The sequence below is a fragment of the Gelidibacter sp. genome (genome assembly GCF_035515035.1).
In the GTDB taxonomy this organism is placed as follows: Bacteria; Bacteroidota; Bacteroidia; order Flavobacteriales; family Flavobacteriaceae; genus Gelidibacter.
In genome coordinates this window covers 1-13,063 of the sequence record NZ_DATJCA010000120.1, presented here as the reverse complement: position 1 = coordinate 13,063, position 13,063 = coordinate 1, and the positions used below count along the sequence as shown (strand labels likewise).

Genomic DNA, 13,063 nt, shown 5'->3' with positions numbered 1-13,063 from the left:
CCTCAAGAAGAGACCTCAATAGACTTAAAGTTCACCAATAGACTGGACCTTTCTGAACTGCAAACCAATGTGCAAAAGATGAAAGAAGAAATAGGTAAGGTCATTGTTGGTCAAACCGACATGGTGGATATGCTTTTGGCGTCATTACTGGCTAAAGGCCACTCGTTGATAGAAGGCGTACCAGGTGTTGCAAAAACGATTACCGCAAAACTGATGGCAAAATCATTAAGCGTCGGATTTAGCAGGATTCAATTTACGCCAGATTTAATGCCTAGTGATATTTTAGGCACTTCTGTATTCAATCTAAAATCAACGGAATTTGAATTTAAAAAAGGACCGATATTCAACAATATGATCTTGATCGACGAAATCAACAGAGCTCCCGCAAAAACGCAGGCCGCTTTATTTGAGGTCATGGAAGAACAGCAAATCACCATTGATGGAAATTATTACAAATTGGAATCCCCATTTATGGTGTTGGCTACCCAAAATCCGATAGAACAAGAAGGCACCTACCGATTGCCAGAAGCGCAATTAGATCGTTTTTTATTTAAGATTGATGTCGGCTACCCTAATTTGGATGAGGAAATTGAGATTTTAATGCGCGAGCACCATTTACAAGATCGCGTCAAGACAGATGCCATCACCCCATTCTTAACCGCAGAACAAATTGTCAAATATCAAGCACTCGTTACTCAAGTATTAGTGGAAGAGCATTTGTTAAAATATATTGCCGATTTGATTATGGCGACAAGAAATAACCAATTCTTGTATTTGGGTGCCTCACCAAGGGCTTCTATCGCTATTTTGAAGGCAAGTAAAGCCTTTGCGGCAATGACAGGCCGTGACTTTGTAACCCCCGAAGATATTAAACGCGCCGCAATTCCAGTCTTGCACCATCGGGTTATCGTGACACCAGAAAGAGAAATGGAAGGCATCACAAGTACGGACGTCATCAAACAAATTATTGAGAATGTGGAGATTCCGAGGTAGGTTTCAGTGGGCAGTGTTCAGTCTTTAGTCGGCAGTCATCAGTCCTCAAAAATTTCATGAATCATGGTAAAAAAACAAAATAGACTTGAAATTCATTAAACCGTTTTACATACAGCCGAGATTCTTCTATAGTGGACTAGTCATTATCACCCTGTTTGTATTCAGCTATTTTGTTCCGATTTTTTTTGGGATCGCCCAATTGTTGATCTTGGTAATTGTATTTTTATTTTTTCTTGACGTCGTGATCGTGTTTTCTGGGAGGAAGAAAATTAGTGGTCATCGAATCTTACCTGATAAATTCTCTAATGGCGATAACAATCAGGTGGAAATCACAATTGAAAACAAATATCCCTTCATGGTATATGTGACCATCATTGATGAAATACCTTTTCAATTTCAAGTCAGGGATTTTGAACTCAAACTAAAAATAAAACCCAAAAAACAAGACAGCATCGTCTATAACCTCAAACCGACGGAACGTGGCGAATACCATTTTGGAAACCTTAATATTTATGCATCAACAAGAATAGGACTTGTAGCCAAACGTTTTCAATTTGACAATGAAGCAATAGTGCCAACCTACCCAAGTTTTAAGCAACTGCGTAAATTTGAGTTGCTCAATATTAATCACAATCTGCAGGATCATGGCGTTAAAAAAATTCGCCGCATCGGGCACTCCATGGAATTTGAACAAATCAAGGATTATGTTTTAGGTGATGATCTACGAACCATTAACTGGAAAGCAACCGCTAAGAAAAACAGCTTGATGGTCAATCAGTTCCAGGATGAAAAATCGCAACCTATCTATTCTGTTATCGACAAAGGCCGCGTGATGAAAATGCCTTTTGAAGGGTTAAGCTTATTGGATTATGCCATTAATGCCACATTGGTCATCAGCAGTATCGCCCTAAAGAAACATGATAAAGCAGGAATGCTTTCCTTCTCAAAAAAAGTGGAAAATATAGTGGTGGCACAACGTCGAAATTCACAAATGCGTTTGATATTGGAATCACTATACAATGTAAAAACCGATTATTATGAAAGTGATTTTAGCCGACTGTACGCCAACATTAAACGCAACATCACCCAACGTAGCTTGGTCCTACTTTACACCAACTTCGAAACCTTAGATAGTTTAAACAGGCAATTGCCCTATTTGAAAGCGCTGGCAAAAAATCACCTCCTCGTCGTCATTTTCTTTAAAAACACAGAACTCAACAGCATTGTCGATGAAAAAGCAAGTACCATTCAACAAGTTTATGATAAGGTCATTGCTGAAAAATTTGCTTTTGAAAAACGTCTTATCGTTCAGGAATTAAAAAAGTATGGTATTTACTCTATTCTAACGACGCCTAAAAATCTGACCATTGACACCATTAATAAGTATTTGGAGATTAAATCTCGGGGATTGATTTAATGTAGGTTGATAGTTTTCAGTATTCAGGCTTCAGCCTCAGTCTGCCCTCGCATTCGGCAGTCGGTGCTCTACATTAGAGCATTTTTATTTTCAACTTCGACTTCATTTTCAATTTCACTACAAAAGACATTTGTTTTTTGATCCCTAAAAATTATGCTTTAATTAACCCTTCTTATAATAGTTTTTATAGATAGTTTTTATATTTTTATAGTTTAAATGAATAACCATGACCATTACACAATTAACCTATGTTATAGCCATTGCGGAGCATAAAAACTTCACAAAAGCGGCCGAAAAATGCTTTGTTACGCAACCAACATTAAGCACACAGATACAAAAATTAGAAGAAGAATTAGAGGTTCTTATTTTTGATCGCAGTAAAAAACCTATTGAACTCACTGAGGTTGGACGGAAAATTGTTCAGCAGGCACGAAATATTGTCAATGAATCTGAACGAATCCAAGATATTGTAGATCAACAAAAAGGATTTATTGGTGGAGAATTCCGAATTGGGATCATTCCCACGGTGATGCCGACACTTCTTCCTATGTTTTTAAAAGCATTTATAAAGAAATACCCCAAAGTAAAACTAAAGATTGAAGAGCTAACCACTGATGAAATTATTTTAAGGATTAAAGAAGGGCACTTAGATGCTGCCATTGCCGCAACACCTTTAGAAAGTGAAAACATAAAGGAACGCGTACTTTATTATGAGCCTTTTGTAGGCTACATCCCAGAACATCATCGTCTTTTTAAAAAGAAAACTATTGAAGTATCTGATCTTGAAATTGATGACATGTTACTGCTTGAGGACGGCCATTGTTTTAGGGACGGCATCATTAATCTTTGTAAAGCGTTTAAGGATCAGAATGACGATAACTTCCAATTGGAAAGTGGCAGCATAGAAACCTTGATCAAACTCTCAAACGAAGGTTTAGGCATGACACTGCTTCCCTATTTGCACACGCTTGAACTTAATGACAGCCTCAAGGGCAACCTCCATCATTTTGTGGAACCCTCACCTGCGCGTGAGGTCAGTATTATCTACCATAAAAGCGAATTAAAAATGCAAATAATAGATGCATTGCACACGGTGATCTCAGGGATCATACGTGGAGCGATTACATTTCAGAACGTAAAAATCATCAGTCCCCTGCCCAAATAAAAAAAGCGACCGGTTGGTCGCTTTTTAATTTTGCTAAGGTTTTAAATAGATTAAACATTGATTTAAATCTGGATTCTGTAGGATCAAAGATTTGATAAAGATCTTCAGCTCTTCAATTTCGTAAGGTAATAAGCGTTGAATAGCTTTCTGAACTTCTCTACAGAACAATGCAGTATCAAAACTGACTTTGCTAAGTACAGTCTTAGTGTACTCAAACATTGCTCTTGACATGATATTTTTAGTTTAGGTTATAATATTAGGTAGATTTCAATAATACGCATTATTTTTTAGGTTGTCTAAATTTAGTAAAAAAATCAATAGGCAACCTACAGAAGTCCAACTTTAACAAATAAAATAGTCGTCCTCTATATTATAAATGAAGATTACCATTATAGCATTCTCCCACCCTACACGAACACAGCCTTCTTAAGAAGCAAGTGTATCTACTCGGTTTTATTTGTGCCACTAGACGACTATAGGATACAGTATTTAGCATTTAGTGTTAATTGGATAGGTGAAATTGGTGATGGAATTAAGAGACTAAGGATTTATAAGGAATCCCACGACTTGAACCAGATTTAACACCGACGCATAGCCAACGACAAACGGTAATCGAGAAATAAGAACCAATTTGACTCTCAACTTCTTAGGCAGATGTTTTTACGCTTCCACACCATTTTTTTGATGAGAGAAAACAAATTGTAAGATTTCTAAAATAAAAATTGTTAATTATTAATTAATCCTTATTTTTGCATCCAATTTCAAATTAACCTCTGACGATTTCCGTGAATGTTGATTTGGATCAATCTTAAAAATTAAAAGAAATGAATTCTTTAGTAAAATTTGTACAAGACGAATTTGTAGAAAAAAAAGAATATCCTCAATTCGGCGCTGGTGACACGATCACTGTGTATTACGAGATTAGAGAGGGCGAAAAAAAACGTACCCAGTTCTTTAGAGGTGTGGTATTGCAACGCAAAGGTTCTGGTAGTTCAGAAACATTTACCATCCGTAAAATGTCAGGAACAATTGGTGTAGAGCGTATCTTCCCAATCAACCTTCCAGCCCTTCAGAAAATTGAAGTGAACAAAAAAGGTAAAGTTAGACGTGCCCGTATCTTCTACTTTAGAGGTCTTACTGGTAGAAAAGCAAGAATTAAAGAAAGAAGAGGATAAGAGCCTCAAACATACTGTCAATAAAAGCCTTGATTTTTCTCAAGGCTTTTTTTATGAACAATTGTTAATAAGTCACGTTTATAGTTGGTTGATAACTAAAGGCCTGAAAACTTTGGCTCACACGACATTTTTTCGTAAATTAGTAAAACGATTTGATAACGACCTCAGTGTTGGTTTCAACCTAAAAAATTGAACTTGATTTAAATCGTATAAAGTAACGTTCTTTATAAGGTTGTTTTTTGAGATTTTTTAAGTGTCACGTGTATGCGTGAATGACTGAAAAATCATGATACTTTAAGAAGTGCATCACGCTTAGGCAGGTTGTAACTGGTAAAGTTGAAAGTTTCCAAAGATGGTAGCAACGAAAGTGAATACTAAGGTAGGAAGCAATGTTTTAAAGCTTGTATGTCGTGAAAGCGAATTGCAAGAGTTATCACATCAAGAAAAGCAACAAACTGAAACATTTCGTTAACAGGTCAATACATTTTGAAAGTTGGAGAAATGTTTTATTGAAATAGTAAACTTGAATTGAAAAAGACGATTGTAAAATGTGAGTTTTAGTCGGCTGATTTAGCAGCAATGTTAATTAGATCATGTCACTGTTTCAAAGAAAGCCATGTCAAGGTAGTTTAGCTACAATGATATGGCTTTTGTTTTTTAATAGATTACACTTAACTTCGGCTCCTTTATTCTTACTCCAACCTATGACATTATATTCTTACTCCAACCTATGACACTACCCTATATTGATTCTGAGGTTTTTTCCACTATGGATTTTACCCAAAACCCTTTTCAAAAAGCAGAATATGACAACTGTACATTTACAAATTGTAACTTTACAGAAGCAGATCTTTCTTCAACGACATTTATAGAGTGTGAATTCAATACCTGTAATTTTAGTAATGCCAATATCAAATACAGCATTTTTAGGGAAGTCGACTTTATCGATTGTAAAATGATTGGTCTTCAATTTCAAGAGTGCAATCCGTTTTTATTATCCTTTAATTTTTCTAATTGCCAATTGCAATTCTCGTCCTTCTTTCGATTGAAGTTAAAAGGAATCAAGTTCAGCAATTGCAATCTCAATCAGGTTAATTTTGCAGAGGCCGACCTTAGTAATGGCCTGTTCGACAACTGCGACTTCAAACATGCTGTTTTCGAACAAACAAATTTGAAAAGCAGCGATTTAAGCTCCTCCGAAAATTTTATTATAAACCCCGAAAACAATACCATCACCAAGGCAAAGTTTTCCAAAGAAAATGTTATGGGTTTGCTACATCACTATCAAATTAACATTGTTTAATTGAATGCTTTCGGCTTTCTAGGCTAAACTCATTTTCGTATATTTGCACAGCCTAATTTCGGGCTAATCTTTAAAAATTAAATTCACAGTACTTATGGCAAAAACTTCCACAATCATTTATACAAAAACAGACGAAGCACCAGCTTTGGCAACGCGTTCGTTATTACCAATTATAAAATCATTTACCGCATCTTCCAATATAAATGTCGTTACCAAGGATATTTCTTTGGCCGCACGTATCTTAGGTCTTTTTCCTGATTTTTTAAAGGAAGACCAAAAAGTATCGGATGCTTTAGCTGAACTGGGTGAACTTGTAAAAAAACCTGGGGCTAACATCATAAAATTGCCAAATATAAGTGCTTCGGTTCCTCAACTAAAGGAAGCGATTGCGGAATTAAAATCTCAAGGATTCAATATACCAAATTATCCCGATGAGATTCAAACTGAAGAAGACAAAGATATTAGATCCCGCTACGATAAAGTAAAGGGTAGTGCCGTGAACCCAGTTCTTCGTGAGGGCAATTCTGACCGTCGTGCCCCAAGAGCGGTAAAGAACTACGCCAAGAAAAACCCGCATTCTATGGGAGAATGGTCACCAAATTCAAAAACAGAAGTCACCACGATGTCTGAAGGCGATTTCTTTCACACTGAAAAATCCCTGACCCTTTCCAAAGCGGATACGGTAAGCATCAAATTTGTTGGAAAAGATGGAAAAAAGACCCTTCTAAAAGATAAGTTGAAATTAATAGATGGTGAAATTATTGATGCTTCCGTAATGCGTAAAAAAGCATTGATAACGTTTTTACAAGAAGCCGTTTCAACCGCCAAAGCAAAAAACATTCTTTTTTCAGTGCATTTAAAAGCGACCATGATGAAGGTCTCTGACCCAATCATCTTTGGTCACGCCGTTGAAGTGTATTTCAAAGATGTATTTGAAAAATATCAAAATGAGTTTAAACAAATTGGGTTCAGTCCAAGTAATGGTTTAGCCAACTTATATGATGAACTTAAAGAACTTCCAGAAGCGAAACGAAAAGAAATAGAAACTGCCATTGAAAATGCCATTGCCAATGGACCGGATTTAGCCATGGTTAATTCCGATAAAGGAATTACCAATCTCCATGTACCAAGTGATGTGATCATTGATGCGTCTATGCCTGCAATGATCAGAACTTCTGGTAAGATGTGGAATGCCCAAGGGAAACCTGAAGATACTTTGGCTGTTATTCCGGATAGTAGTTATGCAGGTTTGTATGAAGCCACTATCGATTTCTGTAAAAAACATGGTGCTTTTGACCCAACAACCATGGGAACAGTTCCTAATGTGGGTCTGATGGCACAAAAAGCAGAAGAATACGGTTCTCATGACAAAACTTTTGAAATGACTAATGACGGAAAAGTTCTCGTCATCAATTCAGAAGGAAAAACGATTATTGAACATGATGTCGAAAAAGGAGATATCTGGAGAATGTGTCAAGTTAAAGATGCACCAATTCAGGATTGGGTAAAACTGGCAGTAACAAGAGCTAGAGCTTCCAATACACCCGCCATTTTTTGGTTGGATAAAAACAGAGCGCATGATGCTGAATTGATCAAGAAAGTAAATCAATACCTTCCAAATCACGATACTCAAGGCCTGGATATAAAAATTCTTTCTCCATCTGAGGCAACAACCTTAACTTTAGAACGTATAAAAGATGGAAAAGACACCATTTCTGTAACAGGAAATGTGTTGCGTGATTATTTAACCGACCTCTTTCCTATTTTAGAATTGGGTACAAGTGCAAAAATGTTATCTATCGTTCCTTTGATGAATGGTGGCGGATTGTTTGAAACAGGTGCTGGAGGATCAGCTCCTAAACACGTTGAGCAGTTTGTGGAAGAGGACCATTTACGTTGGGATTCATTGGGCGAATTTTTAGCCTTGGCAGTATCTTTAGAGCATTTGGCTCAAACGAATGACAATCCAAAAGCCCAAATTTTAGCCGATACTTTAGATGAAGCTACCGGAAAATTGTTGGATAACGGAAAATCACCTTCACGAAAAGCGGGTGAATTGGACAACAGAGGCAGTCATTTTTATTTGGCACTCTATTGGGCAGAAGCATTGGCCAACCAAACTTTGGACATGCAATTACAAGCAGAATTTAAGACACTTTCAGAAGTCTTAAAAATGAATGAAGAGCAGATTAATTCCGAACTTTTAGAGGTTCAGGGCAAACCGGTTTCAATTGGTGGCTATTACCATCCAAATGAAGAAAAAATTAATGCCGCGATGAGACCAAGTTCGACGCTTAATGCAATTCTTGAGAATAAAGCTTAAAACACTGCTAAATCTATTTATTTGTTTAGAATTACTAGAAAATAATTAAACAATATTATCACAAAAAGCTCCTTTTATCGAGGAGCTTTTTTTATTTTTAATGAAAAATTGCAGATGGCGAACAAATTCAAAGTATACCTATGGCTAATGCTATGTTTGCCGCTATATATCACTGCGCAAGAAAAATTTACATTAAGTGGAAAAATAACCGATCAACGAAGTAATGAAACCTTGATTGGTGTCAATATTATATTTCCAGAGCTCCAAACGGGGACCATCACCAATGAATACGGATTTTATTCCATCACCTTAACCAAAGGGACCTACAATTTTCAAATCAGCTATTTGGGTTTTAATAGTATTTCTGAAACCATCACATTGGATGAAAACAAAGCGCTCAATTTCAAACTCACAGAATCCACAGAGAGCCTGGACGAGATTGTCATTACGGAAAATGTCGAGAAACTGAACATTCGTAAACCCCAAATGAGCGTCAATTCCTTATCTATAAATACCATCAAGCAAATGCCCGTAGTTTTGGGCGAAGTAGATGTCATTAAGTCTATTACCCTTCTACCTGGTGTTAGCAATGCTGGTGAAGGTTCTTCGGGATTTAATGTGAGAGGTGGTGCGGTAGATCAAAACTTAATCCTTTTAGATGAAGCAACTATTTTTAACTCCTCCCATCTCTTCGGATTATTCTCGGTTTTTAATCCCGATGCCATAAAGGATTTAAAACTCTATAAAGGCGGCATTCCAGCAAAATATGGAGGACGTGTGTCCTCAGTTTTGGATATTTATCAAAAGGAAGGGAACAGCAATCAGTTCCAAATGAACGGTGGCATCGGCATCGTTTCAAGCAGATTACTTGCCGAAGGTCCTATTATAAAGGAAAAAGGATCTTTTTTATTAGGGGGGAGGTCAAGTTATGCGCACTTGTTCTTCCCTCTTTTTGACCTCGATAGTAAAGCTTATTTTTATGATCTAAACACCAAAATAAGCCTTAACATCAATAGAAATAATAATATTTATCTCTCTGGTTATTTTGGGAGGGATGTTTTTCAAATCTCAGACAGTTTTGATAATTCCTATGGCAATACGGTTTTAAATTTCCGATGGAACCATTTGTATTCAGATAAATTATTCTCAAATCTATCCCTCATCTACTCGGATTATTATTACGGGTTGGCACTTAAATTCGTCGAGTTCGATTGGATTTCCGGAATTAAGAATTTCAATCTCAAGTACGATCTTAAACATTATATCTCTACCAACTTTAAACTGGAATATGGATTGAACAGCCTTTACCTCACTTTTAATCCTGGTGAAATTAATCCAACTACCGAAACATCTGGAATCAATCCCTACAATCTAATTAAAAAATATGCTTTTGAAAATGCAGTGTACATTGATGCAGAACACCAAATAAATTCAAAATTTGCCCTTTCTTATGGATTAAGGCTAAACTCATTCCAACGTTTGGGACAATCAGAGCTAAACATTTATGAAAATGATCAACCGGTCAGTTTCAATGAAGAGCTCCAAATTTATGAAAAAGCGAAGGCTATCGGTGTCGATACTTATGACCGGTCGGACGTGATAGAATCCTTCATGAATTTAGAACCAAGATTAGCCTTGGCCTACCAACTCAATGATAATTCGTCAGTCAAAGCAAGTTATAACAGAATGAGCCAGTACCTGCACCTACTTTCCAACACAAGCTCTCCTACACCATTAGATGTTTGGGCACCGAGCGGCAAGTATATCAAACCACAGCTATTGGATCAGGTCGCAGTAGGGTATTTTAAAACATTTAAGGATAATAAATATGCCTTGGAAATCGAAACTTTTTACAAAGACATCAAAAACCGCATTGATTATATAGACGGAGCTAACCTCATTGCTAATGACGCCATTGAACAGGTTATTTTAAATGGGAAGGCAAGAGCTTACGGATTGGAAGTGTTGTTCAGAAAAAATGAAGGGAAATTAACGGGCTGGATTGCCTATACACTTTCAAAATCAGAACAACAAACTCCAGGAAGAACAGCATTTGAAACAGGAATTAACGATGGAAAATGGTATAACACCCCATACGATAAAACGCATGACATCTCCATAACCTCCAGCTATGAGCTGAGTCAAAAATGGAGTTTTAGCAGTAATTTCATTTTTCAAACCGGTCAACCTACTACTTTTCCCAACGGTCAATACGAATATAATGGAATCAAAATTCCCAATTATGAAGCGAGAAATTCGAGTCGTTTAAGCAATTATCACCGTTTGGACCTTTCTGCCAATTATAATCCAAATCCTGATTCTACAAAACGATGGAAAGGCGAATGGGTTTTTGGTATTTATAACGTTTATGGACGTAAAAATGCAGCATCAATAGCTTTTAAGGAAAATCGAGATACTGGGGTCAATGAAGCCAGTAGGTTGGCTCTTTTTGGAATGATTCCTTCAATATCATACAATTTTAAATTTTAACTATGAGAACGTATATATTCATATTATCTGTACTCCTTCTTCAAACATCCTGTGAAGACATTATCGTTGTCGACCTTCATACTGCCGAACCAAAATTGGTTATTGAAGCCTCCATTAATTGGATTAAAGGAACTTCTGGGAAGAATCAATTCGTCAAACTTTCGTTAACAGCACCTTATTTTGACTCCATAATTCCGCCAGCAAACGGAGCCACGGTAATCATAAAAGATCAGAAAAATAGAGTTTATAACTTTATTGAAGACGGAATGAGTGGAATTTATAAAAACACCAGGTTTACACCCATAATCAATCACACATATTCACTTGAAATCACCTATAACGACGAGGTCTATAGTGCCACGGAAACTCTCAAATCTGTAGTTCCCATAGATTATATAGGTCAAACGCTTACTGGAGGTTTTTCTGGGGAAGACACTGAACTGAAAGCTTATTATACGGATCCTGCCGATGAAACTAATTTTTACTTTTTTGAATTCATTAGTGATATTCCCGCCATTCCTTCTTTATCCGTTTACGAAGACAGGTACAACAATGGCAATCAAATATTCGGATTTTATTCCGAAGAAGACTTAGAGGTTGGCGATCGGGTAACCATTAGAAACCACGGAATCTCTGAACGCTTTTATAATTATATGTTCATTTTGCTGCAACAAAACAGTAATGCCGGCGGAGGTCCGTTTGAAACCCATCCCACCATTGTTAAAGGAAATTGTGTCAATCAAACAAATCCAGAAAATTTCCCTTTAGGTTATTTTAGACTTTCAGAAGTGGCAGAATTAATTTATACCGTTCAGTAGATTTATTTGTAGGTTCCGCTTTTCACTCTCCCGTTCAAAGCGGCGTGCTGTTCACTGTATCTTTTTATGCGAATAAGACTGCGTCGATTAATTTGAAAGTGGTAACGCATAAAAAGGATGCCGTTACCATCACTAACCCAACCAGATTGATAGAGCAATAAACAAAAATTCGTATTTTTGCCCTATGCAATTCAATAAAACCACAGAACAAGAGTCGCGCTGCAACCATATAGAAAAAATGAGCGTTCTAGAATATCAATCTACGGCAGCAAGGGTTCAATTAAGAAAAATTAAAGGCAATCAAATGGTGGAAAGGCAATTGAGCAATAATAAAATGTGAGAACCACAATTCAAAATTACACGCATGGAAACTAAACGCACAAATAAAGACCTGCTAGTTAAGGGTATTCAAAATATGGGCATTTGCCTCGTACTGATGTTCACGGGACCAACCATCCTCTACCTGGCATTTAGCAATCAGGATAAACCGACCTATATTTTAGTTCTGATTATTGCCATTCTACTTTGTCTTGGAGCAGTCTTCTTTTTGTTTAGAGGCATCTATATAATTATGCAGAGTTTATTTAAGGATTGATTTCTTTCTAATCTCCCTATCCCTACCCAGACCAAATTTGATGGTTTTATTTTTACACCTACTTTCTGCACATTCCCCTTTATCAACAACTATTTTAATGGTTTACAACTGATCGACAATGCCATGTTCATTTGTTTTTGATCACCATATTTTAGTTCCAAAATTGGAGGAACCATTTTATATAGTGCTTGAACATCCCTGTTGATTTAAGCCGCACTAAGATTCCAAAGCATATTAAAATAAAAAAGTCCCCGACAAACAAAGGTTGGAGACACGCCAATACAATTAAACCTTGACCAATTTAAACAAAAAAATCCCTTCATGTTACCATGAAGGGATTCTAAAAAAGGCGACGACCTACTCTCCCACGAGATGCAGTACCATCGGCGCAAACGGGCTTAACTTCTCTGTTCGGAATGGTAAGAGGTGAGCCCCGTCGCTATAACCACCTTAAGTCATAGCTGCGGTGCAACAACAGTGTTGTTGCCTACAGCGTCACAAATGCATGTGACAGATATCGTGACATATTGAAAAAAGCACACTAGGTGTGTTCATACATAAAAAACTGTTGTACTCTACTAAAAAACAGGCGTACAATAAGCCTATGGGCTATTAGTACCACTCGGCTATGACATTGCTGCCCTTACACCTATGGCCTATCAACGTGGTAATCTTCCACGGCCCTTTAAAGAAATCTCATCTTGTGGTGGGTTTCGCGCTTATATGCTTTAGCGCTTATCCCTTCCGAACGTAGCTACCCAGCAATGCCACTGGCGTGACAACT

Annotated in this window: 10 protein-coding genes and 2 rRNA genes; 9 read left to right on the top strand and 3 right to left on the bottom strand. The window is 37.0% G+C overall.

All coding sequences use genetic code 11. The features are described from left to right. Positions 1-18 precede the first annotated feature (18 nt). The 3 genes from VLZ86_RS10520 to VLZ86_RS10510 all read left to right on the top strand — a co-directional run bounded on the left by VLZ86_RS10520 (position 19) and on the right by VLZ86_RS10510 (position 3,575). Positions 19-993 (top strand): AAA family ATPase, encoded by a 975-nt coding sequence (locus tag VLZ86_RS10520; protein ID WP_414652550.1) that lies wholly within the window; start codon positions 19-21, stop codon positions 991-993. An 85-nt stretch (positions 994-1,078) separates the two neighbouring features. Next, the gene (locus VLZ86_RS10515; protein ID WP_325451080.1) at positions 1,079-2,410 is read left to right on the top strand and encodes a DUF58 domain-containing protein; all 1,332 of its coding nucleotides are present in this window, start codon (positions 1,079-1,081) and stop codon (positions 2,408-2,410) included. Positions 2,411-2,636: 226 nt separating this feature from the next. Further along, positions 2,637-3,575, top strand: coding sequence for a LysR substrate-binding domain-containing protein (locus VLZ86_RS10510; protein ID WP_325451078.1), 939 nt, complete (start codon positions 2,637-2,639; stop codon positions 3,573-3,575). A 33-nt stretch (positions 3,576-3,608) separates the two neighbouring features. On the opposite strand, the gene VLZ86_RS10505 is transcribed toward VLZ86_RS10510, so the two are convergent. Further along, a complete protein-coding gene (locus tag VLZ86_RS10505) occupies positions 3,609-3,806 on the bottom strand; it encodes a hypothetical protein (protein WP_325451076.1) in 198 nt (65 codons plus the stop codon). 593 nt (positions 3,807-4,399) lie between these two features. Between VLZ86_RS10505 and rplS the strand changes: the two genes are divergently transcribed. From rplS to VLZ86_RS10475, 6 genes are all read left to right on the top strand, one after another. Then, positions 4,400-4,750, top strand: a complete 351-nt coding sequence (gene rplS, locus VLZ86_RS10500; RefSeq protein ID WP_208233640.1) for a 50S ribosomal protein L19 — start codon at positions 4,400-4,402, stop codon at positions 4,748-4,750. A 730-nt stretch (positions 4,751-5,480) separates the two neighbouring features. Then, complete coding sequence (locus tag VLZ86_RS10495) at positions 5,481-6,053, top strand: pentapeptide repeat-containing protein (protein WP_325451072.1); 573 nt, start codon at positions 5,481-5,483, stop codon at positions 6,051-6,053. A 94-nt stretch (positions 6,054-6,147) separates the two neighbouring features. Continuing rightward, complete coding sequence (locus VLZ86_RS10490) at positions 6,148-8,376, top strand: NADP-dependent isocitrate dehydrogenase (protein WP_325451071.1); 2,229 nt, start codon at positions 6,148-6,150, stop codon at positions 8,374-8,376. 114 nt (positions 8,377-8,490) lie between these two features. Continuing rightward, complete coding sequence (locus VLZ86_RS10485; protein WP_325451069.1) at positions 8,491-10,866, top strand: TonB-dependent receptor; 2,376 nt, start codon at positions 8,491-8,493, stop codon at positions 10,864-10,866. Between the two features lie 2 nt (positions 10,867-10,868). After that, a complete protein-coding gene (locus VLZ86_RS10480; RefSeq protein ID WP_325451068.1) occupies positions 10,869-11,684 on the top strand; it encodes a DUF4249 domain-containing protein in 816 nt (271 codons plus the stop codon). Between the two features lie 364 nt (positions 11,685-12,048). Next, positions 12,049-12,279 carry a DUF6095 family protein gene (locus tag VLZ86_RS10475; protein ID WP_325451066.1) on the top strand — a complete coding sequence of 77 codons (231 nt, stop codon included), beginning with the start codon at positions 12,049-12,051 and terminating at the stop codon, positions 12,277-12,279. 344 nt (positions 12,280-12,623) lie between these two features. Here the strand turns inward: VLZ86_RS10475 and rrf are convergent. Together rrf and VLZ86_RS10465 are read right to left on the bottom strand one after the other, a co-directional pair. Further along, a 5S ribosomal RNA gene (gene rrf, locus VLZ86_RS10470) occupies positions 12,624-12,732 on the bottom strand. Between the two features lie 139 nt (positions 12,733-12,871). Continuing rightward, positions 12,872-13,063 (bottom strand): 23S ribosomal RNA (locus VLZ86_RS10465); the annotation flags it as partial.

Excerpts from the sequence above, each read along its gene's own strand:
- VLZ86_RS10480 (WP_325451068.1), top strand. The coding sequence starts at position 10,869 with ATGAGAACGTATATATTCATATTATCTGTACTCCTTCTTCAAACATCC.
- VLZ86_RS10475 (WP_325451066.1), top strand. The coding sequence starts at position 12,049 with ATGGAAACTAAACGCACAAATAAAGACCTGCTAGTTAAGGGTATTCAA.
- VLZ86_RS10505 (WP_325451076.1), bottom strand. The coding sequence starts at position 3,806 with ATGTCAAGAGCAATGTTTGAGTACACTAAGACTGTACTTAGCAAAGTC.
- rplS (WP_208233640.1), top strand. The coding sequence starts at position 4,400 with ATGAATTCTTTAGTAAAATTTGTACAAGACGAATTTGTAGAAAAAAAA.
- VLZ86_RS10510 (WP_325451078.1), top strand. The coding sequence starts at position 2,637 with ATGACCATTACACAATTAACCTATGTTATAGCCATTGCGGAGCATAAA.
- VLZ86_RS10490 (WP_325451071.1), top strand. The coding sequence starts at position 6,148 with ATGGCAAAAACTTCCACAATCATTTATACAAAAACAGACGAAGCACCA.
- VLZ86_RS10495 (WP_325451072.1), top strand. The coding sequence starts at position 5,481 with ATGACACTACCCTATATTGATTCTGAGGTTTTTTCCACTATGGATTTT.
- VLZ86_RS10485 (WP_325451069.1), top strand. The coding sequence starts at position 8,491 with ATGGCGAACAAATTCAAAGTATACCTATGGCTAATGCTATGTTTGCCG.